The sequence below is a fragment of the Lactobacillus melliventris genome, from assembly GCF_013346935.1.
In the GTDB taxonomy this organism is placed as follows: domain Bacteria; phylum Bacillota; class Bacilli; order Lactobacillales; family Lactobacillaceae; genus Lactobacillus.
Genome location: NZ_JAAEEB010000002.1, coordinates 236092 through 259543, shown reverse-complemented (window position 1 = coordinate 259543; position 23452 = coordinate 236092). Strand labels below are relative to the sequence as shown.

Here is a 23452-nt window from a genome sequence, read left to right as displayed (position 1 = left end):
TTATTTTAGTCTAATTAAGTTAATCTTTATTAATAACAACTAGTCCATCTTCCGTAATTGGTAACAACTTTAACGTATTATTCTGGATTTTACCATCCATTACAGTATGTTCTTTCAAATCAATTAATTTACAGTGGTCCACTTTTAATCCTAACTGAGAAAAATTAACAATACCTGCTATCGGCAGATAAATAAAAATATAATGACTTGATTCCGCTACCCTAACTGAAGAATTATCTTTAATGCCTTGTTTAAGAGGTTCCAATCCCTCTGGAGCATATTTTAAAATGAAGTTTTTCAGAAAGCCCATATCTTTTGCCCCGCGAAATTTCAAACAATCACGCCAATCATATGGTACTAACTGAACATTAAAGTTAGGTTCAAGTTTCTGTTCCGGTCTAACTGTATCATTCCAAGGCCAAATACCGAATGTACCATAGCCCAATCCTGCATCTGCACCCGATAATACAGCTCTCCACGCTGCTTTTCGCACTTCAAAAGCACTATAACGTTCAGGTGTAGGTGCATTCATTTTAGTTAGCCCTTCATAACAGAGTTCAGTGTCTATAATAGGACCCTGAAAATCTTGAGAGCCACGTAAAGAAAGCGGAATTGTAAAAGCAGTATTCTGACCCGTATAACCATGACCTGATTGATAACTGTAAAAATCAATTTGTTTAACAAATTCTTGCGGTAAATCATGACTTTCACCATTAATATGAAATGTAAACAGGCCATCAGGATCTGCTGCTTTTACTGCTTTTAGCACTTCCCTATAATATTTAGTTGCAATTGACGGATCTTGCTTACCATTATCTGTAAACCCAACATCTCCACTTATGAACCAAATTGGGTTGAATTGTTTAAATTCCTTAACTACATAGGTCACATAGGGCTCAATTTGGTCAAAAGGCATCGTATTATTTTTAACAAATTTACTCATCCATGTTCCTGGAACATAATTCCCCCACAATAGAACTAATGCCGGGGTCATTCCCCTTTCTTTCATTTCTTGGAGCATGTTTTTAGCGTTATTAAAATACTTTTTATTTATTTCTGCAAAATTATATTCATAACTGCCATTATCATACTCAGTAACTGCGAAAGGTTCTCTATTTGGTAATGGTGCACTTGAATCCCACTGCCGCAATGTATTAATCTGAATGACATTGAAACCTTCTGATTTGCGAGTATCAAGATAATAACGCCAATCAGGCATTTCAATGCTGCTAAATGCACCCCAGCAAGTGTCTGCTAAGTAAAAAAATCGTTTATCATCATTAAATAAATATTTACCTTTTGCCTTTAACATGATTTCCTCCAATAATTTATTAATTATCTAAAATTGTGTCACAGTCACCATACCAATACGCTGCAACTTTATCTTGTATTGGATCAAAATAATCCGGTGTAACATTGATATATTTACATGCTTCAGCAAGTATCGGTACAACATCGGCTCGCACTCCAGCCATGTGATGAATATATGGCCCGTAAACATACTTGGCTTCAAACCTGTTAAGATCTTTAAATTCAAACCAGGCATATGTTCCCTGTTCATAAGGACCAGAACACGTTTTAGCATTCCCTAAGAGCAGTGAATATTTTCCGTGATCGCCATCAAACCTTACTAAAGTATACGTGCCATCCTTGACCTCAAATGCAGCTGAACCAGGATAATCAAAAACGAAGTGTGAAGGGGGCAGAACCGGACGGTTCTTGGCAGTTTGAAAAGCAAAGGTGCCCAAATGTTGTAACAATTCACCATTTTTATTTTCAGGGTGGCGACAGTTAACGTCTGCAAACAATGCTTTTTCGTCCCCCAGAGTTGCTGATTCTACCAATACTTCTGAAATAGCGCCATTAATATCCGTTTCACATGTTACTGGCATTCCTTCTGTTTGTAGTAACGCCTCAGAAGCGTATGGCAAAATACCTATTTCACGCTGCAATTCAGTCCAACATTGAATAGTCCCGCAATTGCAGCCATATTGCTTCATTTTATCCTGCATAGCCAGTTTTAGAGCTGCAACTTTAGTAAAGTCTTCTTCCTTAATTTCAATGTCAGCCCATTTTCTAAAAATTTTCTTAGTTTCAGCAATACGTGAATCATTATTTTCAATCAGATCATTCATATAGGAAGTAAGCTCTCCTAATGGAATAGGTGAAAGCTGAATGCCAAATTTTTCCAACAGTTCACCCTCATTTACAATTACTGACCAAAAATCAAACGGCCTAGGACCGATCTGTAAAATTCTGGTATTTTTAAACGTCTTTACTACGTTGCATACCTTAATAAAATCAATTACTCCTTTACTAAAAGTCGGATCAGAAATATCACTATTTCTGATGTATGTAAAAGGAACATTGAAATGTCTTAGAACTTTACCAATTGCGAATAAGCCGCATTGTGTATCTCTCTGCCGTGAACCATCTGCTGCCGGAGCTTCATCCTTAGGTCCCCAGAGAAGAACAGGAACATCAAATTTTGCGGCCAAACGAGCGACTTCATATTCAGTACCAAAATTTTCATTCGCTATAAACAGACCGTCAATATTGGCTTTCTTAAATTTTGCTGTAATCTTTTCCAATCCCTTATCATCATAAAGAAGTCCATCAGCATTCACTTCTTTGATATCAACATAATTCACCCCTAACTCATCTAACTTTTTACGCGTTTTATCAGCAAACTCAATGGCGGCAGTTGCTGAAAAAATGTTTCTGCGAGTTGGAACAAATCCAATTTTTATTTTTTGCAAGCCTTGTTTACTTACCATCAAAAATAGCCTCCTAATTTATTTATATTGTGTATTCGCTTACAAAGCAAAATATAAACTAAACTAGTAGACTATTCAATACTTCATTTACTTAATTAAGCTAAACTACATTTTTTTATAATGACTTTCTTTTAACCAATCTGGTTGAAATAAAACATTTTTGGGGCAACCAATTTCGATCCGCAACTTTACTTTGCAACTGATTAATGGTTTGACTGATTATTTGGGTGATCGGAACATGTATCGTGGTTAATTCCGGTGTAACCATTGTATCTTCAAAAATATCATCAAAACCCATGATTGCAATATCTTCAGGAATTTTTATCCCTCTTTGTGTAAGTTCTTTTAATAAGCGCAAAGCCATATAATCATCTTCGCAAAATAATGCATCCGGAATTTTTTTGCCTAAACGCAAAAATTCAGGTAAATCACCCATTAGTTTGGTAGGGTTCAGACTATAAACAAATTCAGGTGGGATATCAATTTTTTCTTCTTTTAGTGCTCTTCTAAATCCTGATCTTCTTTGTAAAAAATTAGAAATAATGTGGTTAGAAGCTACGTAACCTATTCTATGATAGCCTTTTTCTAAAATATACTTGCCAGCCTGATAAGCTCCTTGAAAATTGTCTATTGACACAAAATCAGCATTTACGTTTTCAAAATAATTATCAATAAAAATCACGTTTTTTAGGTTTTTGTTTAATAATTCAATTTGATTCTTATTCAGATCAGTTGCTAAAACAATCGAGGCCTTTGATTGCGATAAGGCCTTATTTTTGTTTAAGTCATCGTGCAAATGATTTATATCTAATTGTACTATTTGAACCTGACCGCCAAAGCCGCCAACATTTTGAGTTAATTTAGAAACCAAAGCATCAAAAAAAGGTAAGCTGGCATAACTACGATTCATCATTCCAGTTTTATCCCGAATGATTATCAAGCTAATACTGGCTAATTTGCGCACTCCGCCTCTTTTATGTTTACGTAATGGCTCATATCCATGATCCTTAATCACTTTAAAAATTTTTTTCCTTGTCTCTTCACTCACGCCTGGCTTCCCATTTAACGCAAAAGACACAGCAGCTTTAGAGACCCCTGCCATTTTAGCAATGTCGCTCATTTTTAGATTCAAAAAAATCATCTCTTTAACATCTAATTTTACTAACTTAAACTAAACTAACTAATCAGTGCAACTAAATTAGATATAAACATGATAACCTATTATTGTAAGCAATTACAAGTATTTATTAACTAATGAGGTGTTTTTATGGATAAACTTGAATTAAAAAAGAAAGCTGTTGAACTTCGTAGAAGAACGTGGCAGTTAATTTACAATCACCAAAATGGTCATACCGGTTCTGATTTATCCTGTACTGATATTTTAGTCGCTTTATATTATGAAGTAATGAATCAAAATGCGGAAAATATTGGCGAAAAAAATATTGATACATACATTCAAAGTAAAGGACACGCAGTAGAAATCTGGTACGAAATATTAGCGGATAAAGGCTATATTGAACGTGGTGATCTTGAAAAGAGATATTCAACCTTTAACAGCCCTTATATTGGTCATCCTACAACTGAAGTTAAAGGAATGGAGTTTCATACAGGTTCTCTTGGTCATGGATTAGGTTTAGGTGTTGGAGTCGCCCTTGCAGCTAAAATGAACCAATCTAGTAAACATGTTTACGTTTTAATGGGCGATGGTGAGCAAGCAGAAGGATCTGTCTGGGAAGCAGCAATGGCTGCAGGAAACTATAATTTAGACAACTTAGTGGCTATTATTGATCATAATGACTTACAAATTTCAGGCACTACCGATTCTGTAATGCGTTCCAATCCGTTAAGTGATAAATATTTAGCGTTTAACTGGGATGTTGCAGAAGTTAACGGCAATAACATGAATGACTTAGTCAATATTTTAACCAAACCAAATAACACTAATAAACCACGCTTGATTATCGCTAATACCGTTAAAGGCAAAGGCATTTCGATGGCTGAAAACAGAGCAGATTGGCATCATAAGATTCCAAGTACAGCTGAATACAAAGAAGGGCTAAAAGAATTTGACGCACAAATGGAGGCTTTAAATAATGACTAAGTTAGATGAAAAATTAACTGCAAATACAGTTATTGCTCAAACATTAGATCAGGCAACAATTACAGATCCTAATCTAATAGTTATCACTTGTGATTCCCGTGGTTCAGCCGGTTTAGTGCCATTTACTAACACTCATCCCGACAGAACTATAGAAATGGGCATAGCAGAGCAAAATGCGGTAACAGTTGCCGCCGGAATGGCTCATGAAGGCAAACATCCCTATGTTTTTTCTCCAGCATCTTTTCTGGCAATGCGGTCAATCGAACAGGTAAAAGTTGACGTGGCATTTAATCGCAATAATGTCAAGCTAATTGGTATTTCAGGCGGTAATTCATACACTTGGCTGGGTAACACTCACCACTCTCTTAATGATGTAGCAATCACTCGAGCAATTCCCGATCTTGAAGTTTATCAACCATGTGATAAATACCAAATTCGGGCATTATTTAAATATCTGTTAAATTCCGATAAGCCAGCATATGTTCGTATTGGTAAACGCAAGCTTGACAACGTTTATCAGCAAGACTTCGAGTTCGTTCCTGGTAAAGCTAAAGTAATCCGTTCTGGTAAAGACGTGTGCTTAATTTCCACAGGTGAGACTTTATACTTTGCTCTTCAGGCTGCTAAAGAACTGGCTAACGATAATATTAATGCAGCAGTAGTTGACCTTGCTTCTATTAAGCCGCTTGATACTGAAATGATTGCTAAATTAGCACAGAATTTTGACTATCTGGTTACTGTCGAAGAGCACGATGTTATCAACGGTATTGGTGCCGCAGTAGCTTGTGAGGCAGCTAAATATGGTCATACTAAACTGAGAATTTTAGGTTTCCCAGACGAACCTGCTATTCAAGGAACACAAGACGAAGTCTTTCACTACTACGGTGTAGATACTGCGGGTATTAAGCAATCAGTCAAAGATTTTTTGTCAGAATAGAAGCTGGTAATTATATGCCTGAAAAATATATTTTAACTATTGATCAGAGTACCCAAGCAACTAAATTAATTCTTTTTGACCAGCATATGCAACTGGTTTGGAAAGCAAATTTACCGCATAAACAAATAGTTAATGATCAGGGATGGATTAGTCACGATTTAAATGAAATTAAGAATAATCTCAATGAGCTTTTCAAGATGGTGCTAAAAAGAATAAGCCCCGATCAACTCGCAGGGCTAGCAATTACTAATCAGCGTGAATCAGCTGCTGCCTGGTCAAAAAAGACTGGTAGTCCTCTTTGCCCTACAATAGTGTGGCAGGATAATCGAACAGAAAAATTGATAAAACGTATTTCATATCCTGAATTAGTTAACACTGTCAAAACAAAAACTGGCTTAGCCCTTTCACCCTATTTTACAGGTGCAAAATGGGGCTGGATGCTTTTAAATGAGCCTAGAGTTATTCAAGCACACCAAGACAATGACCTATGTCTAGGGACTATGGACAGCTGGTTAATTTACCAATTAACTAACGGAAAAAGCTTTAAAACCGAGCCCTCAAATGCGTGTCGCACTCAATTAATGAATGTCCATACAGGAACTTGGGATAAAGAATTAGGAGAAATTTTTGGTATTGAATTGGATGATTTACCTGAAATAGTAGATTCAAATGCTTATTTTGGTGACACAGACTTATTTGGCTTGCTGGACCAACCAATTCCCATAATGAGTGTTTTAGGTGATTCACAAGCAGCTTTATTTGCTCAGGGCTGTTTTAATCCCGGCGATTTTAAAGTTACTTTTGGTACAGGCTCCTCCGTTATGTTAAACATCGGGCAAAAACTACCAGACAATATCAATAATAAATTAAATACTTCTATTGCTTGGTCCCTTAATGGCAAGCTCTCGTACGTAATTGAAGGCAATATTAATTACGCAGGAGCTTGCATTACATGGCTAAAAGATAATTTGAATTTAATCAAGTCTCCAGAAGAAACAAGTAATTTAGCTCTTAGTGCCAATCCTAACGATCGCACTTATCTTATCCCAGCATTTGCTGGATTGGGTGCCCCATATTGGAAACCTAACATGAAAGCAGCGTTTGTAGGAATGACCTCTTCAACTGGTAAAAATGAACTTATAAAAGCCACGCTAAATTCCTTAGTTTACCAGATTGTAGATATCCTTTCTGAATTCAAAAAGCTATTTCCTCATGTCAACCATGAAATTTATACTGATGGGGGAATGATTCACAATCAGTATCTAATGCAGTATTTGAGTAACATTGCTCAAAGAAACGTTAAAACTGCCGCAATTTCAGAGCTCAGTGCTCTCGGTAGTGCAATTAATGCAATTCATTATTCTAAAGAAATAAATTATTCAACTATTTATACTCCAAAAATGGATCAGTGTGACTCTGATTTTTATATCCAAGAATGGCATAATTGGATTAACAAACTTGCCTAACTATTATTACAAATTTAATGTTAATGACCACTTAATGATTTCATAAAATATTACCACACAAAAAAATGCGACTCTTAAGAGTCGCATTTTTCTTACTAAGTCCTAGCCCTTTTCTGCACCAGCAGTAATACCGTTAACGTAAAACTTCTGCATGAAGACGAATAAGATCGTAATTGGAATAGCGATAATCACACAACCAGCAACAAACTCCGCAAAGTACGCGGTAGCATTGCCTTTAGTGTTGTGCACCATGTTATAAAGTCCGTACGCAATTGTGTATGTTTTAGGATTGCCAGAGGTTGACAAAATAATTCCCGAGAAAATAAAGTCAGTCCACGGACCAATAAAGGCTGTTAAAGCAGTGTAAACTATCATAGGCTTAGCTAATGGCAAATCAACGTGCATGAAGATTTGCCATTTAGTGGCCCCATCAATTTCAGCAGCTTCATCTATTGAAAATGGTACCGTGTCAAAGAAGCCTTTAGCAACGTAGAATCCCAGTCCGGCTCCACCGACATACACCAGTAGCAGGCCACCCAGATTTAACATGTTTAAGCCCTTTAAAATGTAATAAAGAGCAATCATTGACATAAACCCAGGAAACATTCCTAAGACCAGTGCAATCTGCATGAACGGCTTTCTAAACGAAAAGCGTAACCGTGATAAAACATAAGCAACCGAAATCGTTAAAAAAGTAGAAATGATCATTGAAAGTATAGAAACGATCAAGGTGTTAATAATCCAGCTGACTAGTGGATACTGCGAATTAGTAAAAATACCAATGTAGTTGTCAAAAGTGAATTTGTCAGGCCAAAAAGTTGAAACAAATCCCGTATCATTATAGGAAAAACTGGCTAATATTATCCAGATAATTGGTAAAATCCAAACTACAGCCAAGATAATCAATAATAGGTAACGAAAAATGAGTGAAAGGCGTTTTTGATTTTGATATGATTTCATTTTTAGCCCTCCTTAAAAGCATTGGTATGACGGTATGCAATTAATGAAAATACCGCACTAATAATAAAGATGAGGATACCCAAGACCGCTGACGCATTGTAGCGCTGCTCCTGACCAAAGGTTAAGTTGTACAGCCACGTTACCAACAGGTCGGTAGAACCCGCACCATTATACTTGTTATTCATTGGTGCTCCTCCAGTTAACAGGAAGATCACGTTAAAGTTATTAATATTACCAATAAACTGTTGAATAAGAGAAGGTGCCATCACAAATAATATTTGTGGAAAAGTAATTGATTTGAATACTTGTAACGCATTAGCACCATCGATTTTAGCAGCTTCAATTTGATCAGTTGGCAAGTTTTGAATAATCGCAGTTGAAACCAACATTGAAACCGGGATACCGATCCACATATTAACAATAATAACTGTTATTCGTGCTACCAAAGGTGATGCTTGACTGTCAATAAAATGTAACGGATGAGAAATCCAGCCGATATTCATTAAGATATTGTTGAGCGCGCCCTGATAGTCTAAGAACTGAGCCATCATTAATAAAGAAACAAACTGAGGTACTGCCCAGACAATCACAAAGATTGTCCGCCAGAAACCTTTATGTTTTATTCCTTTAGATTCAATCAACAAGGCAAGCAAAACTCCAAAAAAGAATGTTGTGGCCGTAGCGGCTACCGCCCAGACGAGTGTCCAGCCCAAAACTGGGAAGAACGTGCCTGAGAGGTCACCACTAAGGACATTGCCAAAAGCTTGAAATCCTGTCCAAGAAAAGGCAATTGGGTGTTGCCGGTTATAGTTGGTAAATGCCATTGAAATCATAAAGATTGTTGGCAAAATGGTAAAGCAGAGAATACCGATGATTGGAAAAGTCATCAGAGTATCATGCAAACGAGAATCAAACAAGTTTGCCAGTTCTTCTTTATTGGTTAAAATGTGTTTGCCATCCCGCTGGAGCACATAATTTTTTCTGGTAGAGCGCAGATTGACAATGTATAAGTAAACCATTGCAATACAAATAATAATTGCCAGTAATCCAAACAAAAGAATCAAAACGGAGTTTGAAGGCTGCTTGGTAATATAAACGCCTTGTGCGTTATCATAAACAACCTTTTTATTTTTTATTGGTCCCAAACTTGACAACATACTAATTGCCGATATGCCACTAAAAACAAACCAAGCAATAAAGGCCACTTCTGCCAGCAATAATGCGATACCTTTTACCCATTGCTTATTTGCCAAAGCATTGGAACCCATAAAAAAGAATGATAATTTGGTGGCAATATTGCCTTTAGACCATACTTCCTTAAAGGTTGCCTCAGGTGCCGCATGTTTTTTCTTTCTAAACATAATTCTTCCTCTTCTTGAACAAAAAGGTTGGGCACTACTTGTCCAACCTTTAAGTATTTTAATTAACTATTTCTTTGATGAGTGCTTAGCTAATTTATCAAGTTGTGCTTTATATTGATCAGGTTTAACTTTACCATCATATGCACCATTGATTAGAGGAGGAACATCGTTCCAGAAGACAGACATTTGTGGTAATTTCGGCATCAAGACTGAATTGCCAGGTTTAGACATTTCAATTACCGCATCAGCAACTGGATCGTTCTTAATTACTGAATCATTAACTGCTTCCTTAAGAACAGGAATTTGACCAGCTTCTTTGTGAGCAATTAATTGTGACTTTTTATCTGTGATAAATGCTGCTAATTGTGATGCAGCCTTAGGACTCTTGGTATGAGCATTGACAGCGAACCCTTCGATTCCCAAAAAGGCCTGCATTTGTACGTTCTTGCCACCGACATTAATCATTGGGTACTTAGCAACAGCAAAGTTCTTACCTAAAATTTTCTTAATGTTAGCTGCATTCCAAGGACCATCCAAGATGGCTTGAGCGTTGCCCTTCTTCAATTGGTTCAAAGCATTAGAAGTCTGCATTACGCCCTTATTATTCTTTTGCTCTGCAAACCACTTCAATGCGTTAACACCTTTAGCAGAATTAAAGGTTGAACCCTTCAAATCTTCACCACTGTCACCATAAAGCTTTGTACCAGCAGAGAAGAATACCGGCCACATAACATAAGCGTTAGTAAAGTCTGTTGCCACAACTCCCTTTGAGGTTAAAGTCTTCCAGTCTTTTACATCACTTGCTGATAATTTAGACTTGTTGTAATACACTGTTTGTGCTTGTTGTGCATATGGATAAGCATAGATCTTGCCCTTCCAAGTTACACCTTTAGCTGCAACGTCAATGTAATTAGATTTAATATTGTTGCTGTCTTTTGGTGACAGAGGATTAATATAACCAGAATCTGCCAGTTGACCTAATTGATCATTAGGTGCTTCAAAAACATCGGCTGCTTTTGAAGGATCCTTGCCCACATCAGTTTTGGCATTAGCTGATCCGGTTGGACTTTGTGTAACGCGCACTGAAATGTTCTTATGTGATTTAGTAAAATCACTGGCAATTTTCTTGTAGTATGATACCTGGTTAGTATCAACCCATAAAGTCAGCTTGGTATTTTGATTACTGCTGCTGCTTGATGAAGAATCTGATTTACCATTAGAACATGCTGCAAGTGACATTGCAGCTAAAACTGCTGTACTTCCTAAAGCTACTTTCTTCCAAATACTCATGTTATTTACCTCCTAATATAAAACAACATGTTTTTATATCAATGACAACTGAAGTCACTGATTTTATTCCCTAATTAACTACCGCCAAGGTCGTATCCTTGTCGAAAAAGTGTGCTTTGTTCAAATCAAAGCCCATCTTGACTTTTTGCCCTGGTTGATAAACATCCCGGGCATTGATGTTAGCAACAAACTCAGTTTCATCCACTCTTTGGTAAAGCTGAATAGTAGCTCCCAAGAGTTCAGAAACAACGACTTCAGATTCGACCACCGCATCAGGCCAAGTTTCTAAAAAGGCTTCTTCTGCGTGGATATCTTCTGGCCGAATACCCAGTATCAAGTCACGGTCATTATAGCCCTGCTCATTAAGCAATTTTGACTTGCCTTCTGGTATTCCCAGATTAAGGCCCTTGCCATCAGAGACTTGACCATCATGATAGTGGACATTAAAGAAATTCATTTGCGGTGATCCAATAAATCCGGCAACAAATTGGTTAACCGGATGGTTATATACTTCCTGCGGTGTCCCAATCTGTTCAATTTTACCAACTGACATTACCACTACCCGATCAGCCAAAGTCATAGCTTCAGTCTGATCATGAGTAACGTAAATTGTAGTTGTACCTAAGTTCTGGTGCAGTTTGGCAATCTCTGCCCGCATAGAAACACGCAGTTTCGCATCCAAGTTTGACAGGGGCTCATCCATCAAGAAGATAGGTGCATCCCGCACAATTGCCCGTCCCAGAGCGACTCTTTGCCTTTGACCACCAGAAAGTTCTGCCGGCTTTTTATCCAAATATTCACGCAAATTAAGAATCCTGGCAGCATTTTGTACCCTTTTATCAATCTCATCTTTATGATAATGACGCAGTTTCAAGCCGAATGCCATATTATCGTAGATTGACATGTGCGGATAAAGCGCGTAGTTTTGGAAAACCATGGCAATGTGACGGTCTTTGGGTGCCACATCATTCATTACCTTGTGATCAATTTCAAGAGTACCCTCGCTAATATCCTCTAATCCCGCAATCATTCTTAAAGTAGTTGATTTACCACAACCTGAGGGGCCGACAAAAACAATGAACTCTTTATCTTTAATGTGTAAATCAAAGTCTTTCACTGAATAGTGATCATTGCCTTCATACTTTTTACACATATGGTTTAAGTCAACTTCAACCATATCTTTAACCTACCTTCTTATCATTTTTCTTAAATACCGCCACAATTTTATCCAGCTTTAATTCCTTTGTAGATTTAACGATATAATCAGCTCCTTTAAGTATTTGTTTATCTCCAATTCCCACTGCAAATTGCTGCGCAGCCTTAATTGCCGCAACACCGGCAGCCGCATCTTCAAAGCTAATCACTTCATCATTATGCAGCTTTAGCAACTGCTGTGCTTTTTGATAAATTTCTGGATCCGGCTTACCACGTTTCAGCAAAGCGGGATTAACAATTTGATCAAACTGATCAGCAATACCTAGCTTACTTAAGATTTTAGGGGCATTTTTAGAAGCAGAAGCAATACACATTTTCAAACCTGCTTTTTTGGCATCTGCTAATAATTCTGTAATTCCGGGCAAAATATCAGCTGGCGTCATAGTTTCAACCTGCTCTAAAAACTTTTCATTTTTTTCTGCCGCAAATTCTTCTTTTTGAGCTTTAGAGTACTTATTTTCCTGCTTGCCATATTTCAGAATCAAATCAAGAGAGTCCATCCGTGATATTCCCCGTAGAGAATCTAACTGCGCACTGGTCAACTTAATACCCAGTTCTTGAGCTAAATTATTCCACGCTGTCAGATGAAATTTAGCTGAATCAGTCAGGACACCATCTAAATCAAAAATCAGGCCTTTAAGCAATTTTGTTCACCCTCTTTTAAAGTAACCTTTTGCTCTTTAACTAAAATCGTTAGTTCCTTTCCGCTAATTAACGTAATACACGTCTCCTGCTGCGTCACTTCTACCTTAATTAAGCGTCCACGATAATTAATTTTAAAACTATAACCGGTCCAATTGTCTGGCACAAAAGGATTAAATCTTAATTGATTATGACCATACCGCATGCCGGCAAATCCCTGGACTATTGCCAGCCATGAGCCGCTCATTGAAGTAATGTGCAGGCCGTCATCCGTATCATTATTGTAGTTATCGAGATCTAGGCGGGCCGTGCGTTCATAAAATTCTACTGACTGCTTTTTACGCCCTAATTCCGCGGCCAAAATTGAATGAATACAGGCGGAAAGGGAACTTTCATGTACCGTCAACGGCTCATAAAATGCAAAGTTACGCTCTTTTTGTTCTTTGGTAAACCTGTCATCCAAATAATAAATACCGTGTAATACGTCGGCTTGCTTTATGAAAGGTGACCGTAAAATTTTATCCCAAGACCAATGCTGATTTATTGGTCTTTGGTCAAGCGGAATTTCTGTAGCTGGTCTAATGTCTTTATCCAAGAAGTCATCTTGCTGCAAGAAAATGCCGCGTTCTTTATCTTCAGGCAAATAAATATTGTCAATAATGTCTTGCCATTTTGCCTGTTCTTCTTTAGTTACGTTTAAACGCTCTTGGGCAGTCTTATCCGCAAGCGGCAGTCTCTCTAATGTATATTGCAGTACCCATTGCGCCATAATATTGGTGAACCAATTATTATTAACGTTATTGTCGTATTCATCAGGTCCTGTTACTCCGTGGATAACATATTTATGCCGCCACTTGGAATAATGGACTCGATCAGCCCAAAATCTGGCAGTGCCTACTAGGACATCCATGCCCTCGTTCTTAACGTATGATTCGTCTCCCGTATAACTAGTATACCGTTTGATTGCAAATGGAATATCCTCATTACGGTGTATTTCTTCAAAAGTAATTTCCCACTCGTTATGGCATTCAATTCCGTTAAAGGTTACCATCGGGAAAAGTGCTCCGGCCAAGCCCTGCTGCCTAGCATTATAATAGGCACCATCAAGTTGATCATGTCTGTATTGTAATAATGCCCGCGTGACATTCGGCTTAGTGATACAAAGATACATCGGAAAGATGAAAGCCTCTGTGTCCCAATATGTAGCTCCACCGTACTTTTCACCAGTAAAGCCTTTAGGACCGATATTAAGTCTCTTGTCTTCACCATAATACGTCATGAATAACTGTAAAATGTTAAAGCGAATACCTTGTTGCGCTTCATCATTGCCGGTAATAACTACATCACTTTTAGTCCAACGATCCTGCCAAACTGCAGTATGATCGGCCAAATTTTCTGCAAAGCTTTTTGACTGCAATTGTTGCATCAACTCATCTGCACGATCACTTTGCTTTTCAGGTGCTACATCACGACTGGTAATTACGATCACATCTTTTTCTAAAGTGTAACTTTCACCAGCATTTAGAGTAACTGCCAGTTTCTCGCTTAACTTTGCAGTTGCAGTTTTAACAGCGCCCTCAACAACATGATTATTATTTCTTAGGCCTGCTTTTAACAAAACCGTAAACTGAGGCACATCGTAAGGATTAGGCTTGGTTATCACTTGAATGGAACGCTTTTCAGCATTCTCATTACAGCTAAGCCAAAAATGTTCATTATAGTTACTATCTTCATTAGTAACTGTGCCGTCAAGCGTTGAATTAAACTCAATTTGTGCCTGACCTGCAAGTACAGTAGCCTTAACAGTAATTAAAGCTGCTTCTTTTAGCTTGATATGTAAAAAACGCTGAAATTCAAACTTAACTTTAGTATCCGCACCTTCATAAATAAAACTGCGGGTAAGCAAGCCTTGGTGCATATCTAATTCAAAATAAAAGTCTTTAAATTTAATCTTGGCTAAGTCAATTTTTTCATTATTAACTGTAATACCAATTCCAATAAAGCTGGGGGCATTAATGGTTTTGCCAAAATATTTAGGATAGCCGTTTTTCCACCAGCCTACTCGCGTTTTATCAGGAAACCAGACACCTGCTAAGTATGTACCCTGCAGTTGATCTCCAGAATATCCTTCTTCAAAATTACCGCGCATCCCCATATAGTCATTGCCAATCGCAGTAATGCTTTCCTGCAGCCTTTTATCTACTGGGGAAAACTTGTGCGTAGCAACTTTCCATGGGTCAACCTCAAAAATTCGTTTCATTTACTTTCTCTCCCTCTTTGGTGAGGTTTTTGTTTACGCTTTCATTATTCGCAAAAATGGAGTATTTGACAATAGCAAAATCGCTGTTAACGGTATCAGAATCATGTTTTAAAAAAGTCTGGGAAGAAATAATTTTTCTCAGACTCTTTAAAATTAATTTGCAAGTTCAATGACAAACCCGTGCTCAGCAAGTTGTCCATCTGCAAAATTCTGACTCAGTACCACCTGGCCGTTTGTGGCAACGTCAATCTTATCAGGTGTTGTATTAAAAAGAGCAGTGATCTTTTCTGCACCAATTCGCTTAACTTGGATTAAGCCGGTAGACGTAACACTTAGACTGATTGTGCCATTACCTATAGTAGCAGCATGGTTATTTCTAAAAGCAATCAGCTTTTGCACTTCATCCCAAAAAGGCGTGCCCTTTTTTTGCCAGTCCATTGGTTTGCGGCAATCGGGATCTTCTCCTCCCGTCATTCCCATTTCAGTACCGTAATAAATGCACGGACTGCCAGTCTGCATGAACATAAAAGTCAGGGTTTGCAAAGCCAGCGCTTTATTTTCACCTGCAAGCGTCAGTAAACGGGCGGTATCATGAGAATCAAGCATATTCATCATTGCCTGATTCGTGCAGTCGCGGTACATCATTAATTGATCAGTCAGAGCCGCAACCAGTTCCTGAGCCGTTTTTGTTTTGTGTAAAAAATGCTCCTCAATCTGCAAAGTATACGGGTAATTCATTACTGCAGAAAACTCGTCACCGTTGAGCCAAGGACGTGCACTATGCCAAATTTCACCTACGATATAAAAGTCAGGCTTAATTGCAGTAACCGCATCATGAAATTTTCGCCAAAAATGATGGTCTACTTCGTTAGCAACATCCAGCCTCCAAGCATCAATATCAAAATATTTTACCCAGTAAGTTGCAATTTCCAACAGAAAATCTTGGACTGCAGGATTCGCAGTATTCAATTTGGGCATTTGCCCTTCAAAAGCAAAGGTATCATAGTTTGGACCGCCTGCCTCAGGTCCTTGATATGGTTTAACTGGAAAATGATTAATATGAAACCAGGATGCAAACCTTGACTTAGCACCATTTTCTACTACATCCTGCCACTGCATTGATTGTCCGCCTAAATGGTTAAAGACAGCGTCCAGCATTACTTTCATTCCCCTTTTATGAGCTTCACTCACAAACTTGGCAAACAAATCCTTGTCACCAAAATCAGGGTCAATCTGCAGATAGTCTATCGTGTCATACTTATGATTGGAACTGGCTTTAAAAACTGGACACAAGTATAATCCGTTAACGCCCAATTCCTTTAAATAGTCCAGATGGTCAATAATACCCTGTAGGTCGCCCCCGTAAAAGTCTTCTCGTCCGGGATGATCTTGCGGATCCCACGGTTTTGTGCCTTGAGGATCATTATTTTTATCACCATTTGCGAAACGCTCAGGGAAAATCTGATACCAGACAGTATTTTTAACCCAGTCAGGGGTTTTGGTTTGATCAATTTCATGCAAGTAAGGCAATTTGAAGTAGCTGCTGTCAGCTGCTAAATTTGCTGCAGTAAAATCTTTGATCCCGCGGTCTCCAACAATTTTATGGCTGTTATCCTGGCCAATGACTTCAAAAGTATATTTAAGGCGGCGATAAGGAGCATTCAAAGTTGCTACCCAATAATCAGTTACCTGCCCTTGTCCCGCTTTAGTCATGGCCATGGTTTTATCAGTCTTGGTATCAAGATAATTATCAGTATAATGAACTATTACTTTTTTAACATCATTTTTGGCACTGTGGAACCTAATCCGCACGTGATGCTGACTAATGACAAAACAGTCTTCGCTTTCTGTTCTATGTTTCAGGGCTGCTAATTGCATTTTTTCCTCCATTATTTACTTAAAACTACACCAGAATACGGCATCAAAATCAATTCATTCTCATTCAAATAATGCTGTCCGGCAGTTAACATGACTTTCCTATATTCACTAGGTACTTTAATTTTTAATTTTTGACTACTTAGTGAAACAGCCACGATTGCACTATCATTTGCTAAATCCCGCTGGTATACGTAGCTGTCATTAGCAGTTGCTAACAAGTAAAAACTGCCTGATTGAAACAAAGCCGTTTTTTTCAAACTAATCAATTGTTTATAGAAGTTAAACATACTGTCAGGATCATCCAGTTCGGCCTGAACATTAGCGTCATTTTGACTTTGACCCTTAAGCCACGGACTCACTTTTGAAAAACCATAATTTGGCTTTTTAGCCGTCCAGGGCATCGGCCCTCTCGCCGGCATTTTGTGCGCTTGACTGACCATTGTCAATGCTTCTGCTTTTGTTAAGCCCCAATCTGCAGCTTTCGTGATAAAGCGTTCTACCTCTTGATCATTAAACTCTTCTTCAGCAGTAAAAAGCAGGTTTTTTAAGCCCAATTCTTCGCCATAATAGATAATGGGGATTCCTCGTTGCAAATACATCAGCATTGCTAAGCTGCGTGCCTGTGTTTCAGTCTGCGCTATTCTGGTAGCGAGTCGCGGCATGTCGTGATTGCTCCAATATAATGTAGGTTGAGAAACCTGCGCCAGAGTTTGCTGCCAAATAACCTGCGTATTTTTAAAAGCATCCCAGTCAAGTCCTTTAGGCTGAAAATCTGCAGGCAAATTAGGATCAATGTGACGCTGATCATCCTTAAAATAACGAAAAGTAACAACACTGTCTAAAAGGTGGTGGTCTTTTGCCGTATAGTCCGCTGCTAAGTTAACATTAGCGCTGGCAGCTTCCCCCAAAAGTAAAGCTTCAGGATAATCCTTTTTTATTTGCGCACAAAATGGCCGCAGCCATTTCTGAACTTGGGGCAAATTAGCAAAAAAGGGTTCAGCAACTATCGTTTGGTCATCTTCATTTGCTATTTTCTTTACCGGAAAACTTTGCCGTAAATCTGCCTTGGCAATATGAATAAAAGCGTCAAGGCGCAAGCCATCTATTCCTTGAGCCAGCCAATATTCCGCAATTTTGAGCATTTCTTGTCTTACTTTGGGATTACGCCAGTTCAAATCAGGCATGTGCTTGTCAAATAAATGGAAATAAAATTGACCCGTACCTGCCGGATCCGGTTCCCAAACACTGCCACCGAAAAAGCTGCCCCAGTTATTCGGACGCTTACTATTTGCACCTGCAAAAATATAGTAGTCGCGGTATTGACTTTCGGGATCACTTTTAGCTTTTTGAAACCATTCATTTTGATCAGAAGTATGGTTTAAAACAAAATCTAAAAGTATATGAATCCCTACTTGGTGACAAGCAGCAATTAGAGCTTTCATGTCTGCCATCGTTCCTATTCGTGGATCGATTTTAAAGTAATCTGCCACATCATAGCCGTTATCAACTTGCGGGGAAACAAAAACAGGATTTAGCCAAATAGTATTAATACCCAGCTGTTGTAAATATGGTAATCTCTGCCTAATTCCATTTAAATCACCAATACCATCATCATTACTGTCTTGAAAAGACTTGGGATAAATTTGGTAAATTATTGCATGCTCATACCAGTGCGTCATAAATTTATACCTCCACTTAAAGTTTAGCGGAGAAGCCTGGTGAGAGGCAATGGTAATAGCAATGTTACCGCTATCAGAAAAATACTTATTAGTTCAACATAAATTAGTGTAGTGCGTTATATTCAGGCATATTTTTTTTCAAAATCTATTGCATTTTTATGTGTACGGGTTCACAATAATCTTGAAATCGCTAACAAGTAAGGAGGATTTTTTTATGAAAATAAAAGCTGCCGTTGTTAATAAAATGGGCGATCCGTTTGAGATCGAAGACAATATTGATTTGCACGAAGTAGGACCAACTGACTTGCAAATTCATATGGTAGCAAGCGGAATCTGCCACTCAGATGAAGCCTTGCGCAAAGGTGATTCAAGTGTTGGCTACCCGGTAATTCTAGGACATGAGGGTTCTGGTATTGTTGAAAAAGTTGGTGACCAGGTTAAAAACTTCAATGTAGGCGATCACGTAATTTTATCTTTCTACGCTGATGGTATTTGTGATAATTGTTTAAAGGGTATCCCTACCCAATGCCGTCATTATAGTGACTATAATCTTTCTGGCGTCCGCGCAGATGGTGATGATCATTTCCAAAAAGACGGTCACAGAATTTGTGATATGTTTAACCAATCATCATTCACTACCACTACTGTGGTTGATCAGAGAAACGCGGTAAAAATTGATGATAGCATCGACTTGCGCAAAGTTGGCCCTCTTGGCTGTGGCTACGTTACCGGTTCCGGTACTGTCTTCAACACTCTTAAAGCTAGACCAGGCGATACCATTGCTGTCTTTGGTACTGGCGCAGTAGGATTAGCTGCAATGATGGCCGGCGTAATTAGTGGCTGCACCAAAGTAATAGCAGTTGATGTTGTTCCAGAGCGACTTGAATTAGCTAAAGAATTAGGTGCTACACATACAATCAACAGTAAAGAAGAAGACCCAGTTGCCAAGATCAAGGAATTAACTGGCGGATATGGTGTTGACTGGACAGTTGATACTACTGGTGTTTCTGGCGTTATTAAAAATGCTGTCGATGCTTTGGCACAGGGTGGCACTTGCGCAGCAATTGCTGTAACAGCTCAGAATTTGACCATTTCTACTTGGAACGATCTTTGTGTAGATGATAGAAAAGTAGTTGGCGTTAACATGGGTGACGCCATTCCACAAGTTGACATACCAAGATTACTTGAGTTTTATCAATTAGGAAAGTTTCCGTTTGATAAGACTGAAAAGTTTTATCAATTTGAAGATATTAATCAGGCTAATGCTGATTCAGTTTCTGGTAAAACAATCAAGCCTGTTTTAATTATCGATCCTGATTACAAACCTGAATAATAAAAAAACAATCTAGTTTTTCCCAGAAAATGTGACCCCCAAATTTAGGACAGATTTGGGGGTCATATTATTTTTAAATAATTAATGCCAAAACTTTTTTAATTGTTTTGGCATTTTTTGTGAGTTCAATTATATCGTTTCAATTCTCACTGACTAGCCTTTTTGATAGCAGTTTTAACCATTAAAAAAGCACATAGTAATCGGCCTGATATTCGATTATTATGTGTATTTCTATTTGTACTTAATATTTACCTGGTTGATTCTCTTTTAACTAAGGAAGGCTTAATTAGTGCCTCTCCTTGAGGTGACCCTTTTTGATCAATTTTGCGTAGGAGCATGTTGGCCAAGAGTTCACCCATTTTAAAAATCGGCTGTTTAACGGTAGTTAACTTCAAGTTGGAAACCTGATCCAGAAAAACGCCATCGTACCCAATCACACCAAAATCAGCTGGAACTTTAGCCTTTTCATCCTGCAATTGTCTGACCACTCCTGTAGCAATGCGATCGCTGGCACAGATAAAACAAGTATCTTTAGGAAACTTGTGGAAATTATTTTTGATTACTTCTTGCGCAGCGTGACTGTGATTGGCAATACGATAGATTTGAGGGACCTTTTTATGCTTCTGTAATGTATTAACGTAACCCGTTTCACGCGAATACTCAAATGGCTCTCTGACATCAATGCCAATGAAAATAACGTTTTGGTATAACCGCGAAAGTGCATATTTTGTCGCCAATTCTCCACCATACTGATTATTATTGTCCACATAATCATAGCCATGATGATTTTCGCCAAATAAAATAAAGGGTTTTTTAAGGCTGTCAAATAAAACATAATCACTGGAGCGGGCACCAGTAATCAGGTAGCCGTCAAAGTTGCCATCTTCTATTTTATTTCTGTCTGTAACTAGCTGGATGGCATATTGCTTTTTTGATAACCCACGTGCAATGCCAAATAACAGGTTCATATAATATGGCTCTGTCGTATCAACATCCTCTAGCGTGACAAATTTAACCACATTTGTACGCTTATTTACCAAAGCCTGGGCAACATAATTAGGATGATAATCAAGTTCATCCATCGCCTGCTCAACCAATTTACGCAATTCCTCTGTTACCTGTTCGGGATGATTAATTACACGAGAAACTGTCATCTTTGAAACATTAGCCTTTTTAGCAACATCAAGCAAGGTTACCATTACGATCCGCCTCTAATCTAAGTACATTCGTTTTAGCTGAGCCAAGTCATCATCATTAAAGCCCAATACTTTTTTAAAAAAGGTAGGAAAATCGCCCCAACCGCCACGAATAGTTTCCGTAATGCCACGAATTGCTATGCCTTCGCCTTTGGTGACGTTCATTTTGGAAACCATTTGCGTAATTTCATCATTACTTGGTAATTGCCGTGAAACTGCAAAATCATAAAGTTCATTGGTTAACAAATAATCACGAGCAATAGTATCATCGTCTACGCCTAATGCCATTAAGATCAAGGCAGATACCATTCCCGTTCTATCCTTACCTGCACTGCAGTGGTAAACTAGTGCTTCATCTTCTGGCAATTCCAACAGTTCCGCAAAAACGCGGGCAAACATTTCCTGGCTGTGGGAACTTAGCAGAGTTTGTTGATAAATCCGACCAATAAAATTATTATGCATATCTGGAATATGATGCAAAAAGCGGTAAATTGAGCGGTTATTTTGCACATCATTAATATTGTCAGAATATACCGGCAAATCAACATATTTCACATCGGGCCATGACATATCAGGTGAAGAGGACTTTTCATATTCAGAACGCAAGTCACAATCGACAGTGACGCGTAACTTAGCTAATTTAACCTGATCCCTTGCTGTTAAAGAACTGAGTGAATCTGAACGATAAATTTTATTCCATTTAACTGTCTGACCAGTTACGCTTTGATAGCCACCAACATCGCGAAAGTTCATCGGACTATCTAATGCAATTATTCGATCATGTGCCACTTTGTTGTCCTCCTTTTATTATAATTACTCACCGTGTGCAAAGACTTGGGTGGCCTTCACGGCTTTTTTCCAACCCTGATACAAATGTTCCTTTTCGCTTTCAGGCATCTTAGGTTCAAAAGTTTTACCTACTACGAAAATATCCCTTAATTCATTAACATTTTGCCAATAACCTACGGCTAAGCCTGCTAAGAAAGCCGCACCCATTGAAGTAGTTTCCAATATTTTAGCACGTTCAATTTTTATACCTAAGATGTCAGATTGGAATTGCAGCAAATAATCATTATTTGAAGCACCGCCATCAACGCGCAAAGCAGGAATTTTAATGCCCGAATCAACTTGCATCGTATCAACTACATCTCGCGTTTGATAAGCCAGCGACTGCAGTGTGGCCTTGATAAAATCTTTGTCATTTGTTCCACGTGTAATACCAAAAACGGAACCGCGAGCTTCGGAGTCCCAGTACGGTGCCCCTAAGCCAGTAAATGCTGGTACAACATAAACTTCATTTTCAGACTTTGATTGCCTGGCTGCCTTCTCCGAATCCGCTGCTGTTTTAATCATTTTGAGCGAATCACGCAACCACTGAATAGCGCTACCGGAAACAAAAATAGAACCCTCTAAAGCATATGAAATTTTGCCGTTTAAACCATACGCAATAGTAGTCAATAAATTATTGTCAGATTCTGTTGGTTGTTCTCCAGTATTCATCACGATAAAGGAGCCGGTGCCATAAGTGTTTTTAACCATGCCCTTTTTCAAAGCTAACTGACCGAACAAAGCTGCCTGCTGATCACCGGCAATACCGGCAATGGGTACTCGCCCGCCAAAAAATGTATAAGATTTGGTGTAGCCGTAAATTTCAGAATTGGACTTTACCTCCGGCAACATCACTTTAGGAATATTAAGCAGCTTTAAAATATCATCATCCCAAGTTAAATCGTGAATATTGAAAAGCATCGTTCTTGAGGCGTTAGTATAATCAGTCACATGAACTTCACCATCGGTCAAGTTCCACAAAAGCCAGCTGTCAATTGTGCCGAAAAGCAACTCGCCATTTTCGGCTTTTTCTTGTGCCCCATCGACATGATCCAGAATCCAGCGAATTTTAGTGGCACTAAAATAAGGGTCAATTATCAGTCCCGTCTTTTTGTGGATCAGATTACTATAACCATCTTTTTTCAGCTTTTCCGCTAAGTCGGTCGTCTGCCGTGATTGCCACACAATTGCATTATAAATTGGCTTGCCGGTTTTTTTATCCCAAATTACCGTTGTTTCACGCTGATTGGTAATACCTATACCTACTATTTGCTGTGGCCGCACTCCGGAATTAATGATTGCATTGGCAATTGTTGTTTGCACTGCGTGCCAAATTTCTTCTGCCTTATGTTCCACCCAGCCTGGTTGAGGAAAATATTGGGGGAATTCTTTTTGTGAAGAGGCAATTTTTCTACCCTGATGGTCAATTATCATTGTCCTGGTTGAAGTTGTGCCTTCATCAATTGCCATAATATATTCTTTTAACATCTTTGATCCTCTCCGACAGAAAGCGGTTTTATCTTCATTTT

At 38.4% G+C, this 23452-nt stretch carries 18 protein-coding genes; 4 read left to right on the top strand and 14 right to left on the bottom strand.

Going from position 1 to position 23452, the window contains the following annotated elements; genetic code table 11:
* Positions 1–19 precede the first annotated feature (19 nt).
* From GYV61_RS02745 to GYV61_RS02735, 3 genes are all read right to left on the bottom strand, one after another.
* The gene (locus GYV61_RS02745; RefSeq protein ID WP_174794685.1) at positions 20–1312 is read right to left on the bottom strand and encodes a glycoside hydrolase family 140 protein; all 1293 of its coding nucleotides are present in this window, start codon (positions 1310–1312) and stop codon (positions 20–22) included.
* Between the two features lie 19 nt (positions 1313–1331).
* Complete coding sequence (locus GYV61_RS02740) at positions 1332–2777, bottom strand: L-fucose/L-arabinose isomerase family protein (protein WP_174794684.1); 1446 nt, start codon at positions 2775–2777, stop codon at positions 1332–1334.
* Between the two features lie 115 nt (positions 2778–2892).
* On the bottom strand, positions 2893–3909 hold the full coding sequence (locus GYV61_RS02735) for a LacI family DNA-binding transcriptional regulator (RefSeq protein ID WP_174794683.1): 1017 nt from the start codon (positions 3907–3909) through the stop codon (positions 2893–2895).
* A gap of 135 nt (positions 3910–4044) precedes the next feature.
* Between GYV61_RS02735 and GYV61_RS02730 the strand changes: the two genes are divergently transcribed.
* From GYV61_RS02730 to GYV61_RS02720, 3 genes are read left to right on the top strand one after another with little or no spacing between them, the layout of a single operon-like run.
* The gene (locus GYV61_RS02730; RefSeq protein WP_174794682.1) at positions 4045–4878 is read left to right on the top strand and encodes a transketolase; all 834 of its coding nucleotides are present in this window, start codon (positions 4045–4047) and stop codon (positions 4876–4878) included.
* Complete coding sequence (locus GYV61_RS02725) at positions 4871–5815, top strand: transketolase family protein (protein WP_174794681.1); 945 nt, start codon at positions 4871–4873, stop codon at positions 5813–5815. The genes GYV61_RS02730 and GYV61_RS02725 overlap by 8 nt, the downstream gene beginning before the upstream one ends.
* 14 nt (positions 5816–5829) lie before the next feature.
* Entirely contained in the window at positions 5830–7281 is a 1452-nt protein-coding gene (locus GYV61_RS02720) for an FGGY-family carbohydrate kinase (protein ID WP_174794680.1), read from the top strand.
* A gap of 102 nt (positions 7282–7383) precedes the next feature.
* Here GYV61_RS02720 and GYV61_RS02715 read toward each other — a convergent pair whose 3' ends face one another.
* From GYV61_RS02715 to GYV61_RS02680, 8 genes are all read right to left on the bottom strand, one after another.
* Complete coding sequence (locus GYV61_RS02715; protein ID WP_045928744.1) at positions 7384–8241, bottom strand: sugar ABC transporter permease; 858 nt, start codon at positions 8239–8241, stop codon at positions 7384–7386.
* Positions 8242–8243: 2 nt separating this feature from the next.
* Complete coding sequence (locus tag GYV61_RS02710) at positions 8244–9602, bottom strand: carbohydrate ABC transporter permease (RefSeq protein ID WP_174794679.1); 1359 nt, start codon at positions 9600–9602, stop codon at positions 8244–8246.
* A 66-nt stretch (positions 9603–9668) separates the two neighbouring features.
* A complete protein-coding gene (locus tag GYV61_RS02705) occupies positions 9669–10892 on the bottom strand; it encodes an extracellular solute-binding protein (protein WP_174794678.1) in 1224 nt (407 codons plus the stop codon).
* Positions 10893–10962: 70 nt separating this feature from the next.
* A complete protein-coding gene (locus GYV61_RS02700) occupies positions 10963–12069 on the bottom strand; it encodes an ABC transporter ATP-binding protein (RefSeq protein ID WP_174794677.1) in 1107 nt (368 codons plus the stop codon).
* Between the two features lie 4 nt (positions 12070–12073).
* Positions 12074–12751 (bottom strand): beta-phosphoglucomutase, encoded by a 678-nt coding sequence (gene pgmB, locus GYV61_RS02695; RefSeq protein ID WP_174794676.1) that lies wholly within the window; start codon positions 12749–12751, stop codon positions 12074–12076.
* Positions 12736–15009, bottom strand: a complete 2274-nt coding sequence (locus GYV61_RS02690; RefSeq protein ID WP_174794675.1) for a glycoside hydrolase family 65 protein — start codon at positions 15007–15009, stop codon at positions 12736–12738. The genes pgmB and GYV61_RS02690 overlap by 16 nt, the downstream gene beginning before the upstream one ends.
* A gap of 153 nt (positions 15010–15162) precedes the next feature.
* The gene (locus GYV61_RS02685; protein ID WP_174794674.1) at positions 15163–16887 is read right to left on the bottom strand and encodes a glycoside hydrolase family 13 protein; all 1725 of its coding nucleotides are present in this window, start codon (positions 16885–16887) and stop codon (positions 15163–15165) included.
* Between the two features lie 11 nt (positions 16888–16898).
* Positions 16899–18566 carry an alpha-glucosidase gene (locus GYV61_RS02680; RefSeq protein WP_174794673.1) on the bottom strand — a complete coding sequence of 556 codons (1668 nt, stop codon included), beginning with the start codon at positions 18564–18566 and terminating at the stop codon, positions 16899–16901.
* Between the two features lie 214 nt (positions 18567–18780).
* On the opposite strand from GYV61_RS02680, the gene GYV61_RS02675 reads away from it, so the two are divergent.
* Positions 18781–19899 carry an NAD(P)-dependent alcohol dehydrogenase gene (locus tag GYV61_RS02675; RefSeq protein WP_174794672.1) on the top strand — a complete coding sequence of 373 codons (1119 nt, stop codon included), beginning with the start codon at positions 18781–18783 and terminating at the stop codon, positions 19897–19899.
* Positions 19900–20147: 248 nt separating this feature from the next.
* Here GYV61_RS02675 and GYV61_RS02670 read toward each other — a convergent pair whose 3' ends face one another.
* The 3 genes from GYV61_RS02670 to glpK are packed head-to-tail and all read right to left on the bottom strand — an operon-like array spanning position 20148 to position 23411.
* A complete protein-coding gene (locus tag GYV61_RS02670) occupies positions 20148–21098 on the bottom strand; it encodes a LacI family DNA-binding transcriptional regulator (protein WP_174794671.1) in 951 nt (316 codons plus the stop codon).
* 12 nt (positions 21099–21110) lie between these two features.
* On the bottom strand, positions 21111–21884 hold the full coding sequence (locus GYV61_RS02665; protein WP_174794670.1) for a tyrosine-protein phosphatase: 774 nt from the start codon (positions 21882–21884) through the stop codon (positions 21111–21113).
* A gap of 24 nt (positions 21885–21908) precedes the next feature.
* Positions 21909–23411: a glycerol kinase GlpK gene (gene glpK / locus GYV61_RS02660; RefSeq protein WP_174794669.1), complete on the bottom strand. Its 1503-nt coding sequence runs from the start codon at positions 23409–23411 to the stop codon at positions 21909–21911.
* Positions 23412–23452 lie beyond the last annotated feature (41 nt).

Bases quoted from the DNA above. Each gene is read 5' to 3' on its own strand.
- GYV61_RS02725 (WP_174794681.1), top strand. From the start codon at position 4,871: ATGACTAAGTTAGATGAAAAATTAACTGCAAATACAGTTATTGCTCAA.
- GYV61_RS02680 (WP_174794673.1), bottom strand. From the start codon at position 18,566: ATGACGCACTGGTATGAGCATGCAATAATTTACCAAATTTATCCCAAG.
- GYV61_RS02690 (WP_174794675.1), bottom strand. From the start codon at position 15,009: ATGAAACGAATTTTTGAGGTTGACCCATGGAAAGTTGCTACGCACAAG.
- GYV61_RS02670 (WP_174794671.1), bottom strand. From the start codon at position 21,098: ATGGTAACCTTGCTTGATGTTGCTAAAAAGGCTAATGTTTCAAAGATG.
- GYV61_RS02730 (WP_174794682.1), top strand. From the start codon at position 4,045: ATGGATAAACTTGAATTAAAAAAGAAAGCTGTTGAACTTCGTAGAAGA.
- GYV61_RS02720 (WP_174794680.1), top strand. From the start codon at position 5,830: ATGCCTGAAAAATATATTTTAACTATTGATCAGAGTACCCAAGCAACT.
- GYV61_RS02745 (WP_174794685.1), bottom strand. From the start codon at position 1,312: ATGTTAAAGGCAAAAGGTAAATATTTATTTAATGATGATAAACGATTT.
- glpK (WP_174794669.1), bottom strand. From the start codon at position 23,411: ATGTTAAAAGAATATATTATGGCAATTGATGAAGGCACAACTTCAACC.
- GYV61_RS02710 (WP_174794679.1), bottom strand. From the start codon at position 9,602: ATGTTTAGAAAGAAAAAACATGCGGCACCTGAGGCAACCTTTAAGGAA.
- GYV61_RS02715 (WP_045928744.1), bottom strand. From the start codon at position 8,241: ATGAAATCATATCAAAATCAAAAACGCCTTTCACTCATTTTTCGTTAC.
- GYV61_RS02700 (WP_174794677.1), bottom strand. From the start codon at position 12,069: ATGGTTGAAGTTGACTTAAACCATATGTGTAAAAAGTATGAAGGCAAT.
- GYV61_RS02685 (WP_174794674.1), bottom strand. From the start codon at position 16,887: ATGCAATTAGCAGCCCTGAAACATAGAACAGAAAGCGAAGACTGTTTT.
- GYV61_RS02675 (WP_174794672.1), top strand. From the start codon at position 18,781: ATGAAAATAAAAGCTGCCGTTGTTAATAAAATGGGCGATCCGTTTGAG.
- GYV61_RS02740 (WP_174794684.1), bottom strand. From the start codon at position 2,777: ATGGTAAGTAAACAAGGCTTGCAAAAAATAAAAATTGGATTTGTTCCA.
- GYV61_RS02705 (WP_174794678.1), bottom strand. From the start codon at position 10,892: ATGAGTATTTGGAAGAAAGTAGCTTTAGGAAGTACAGCAGTTTTAGCT.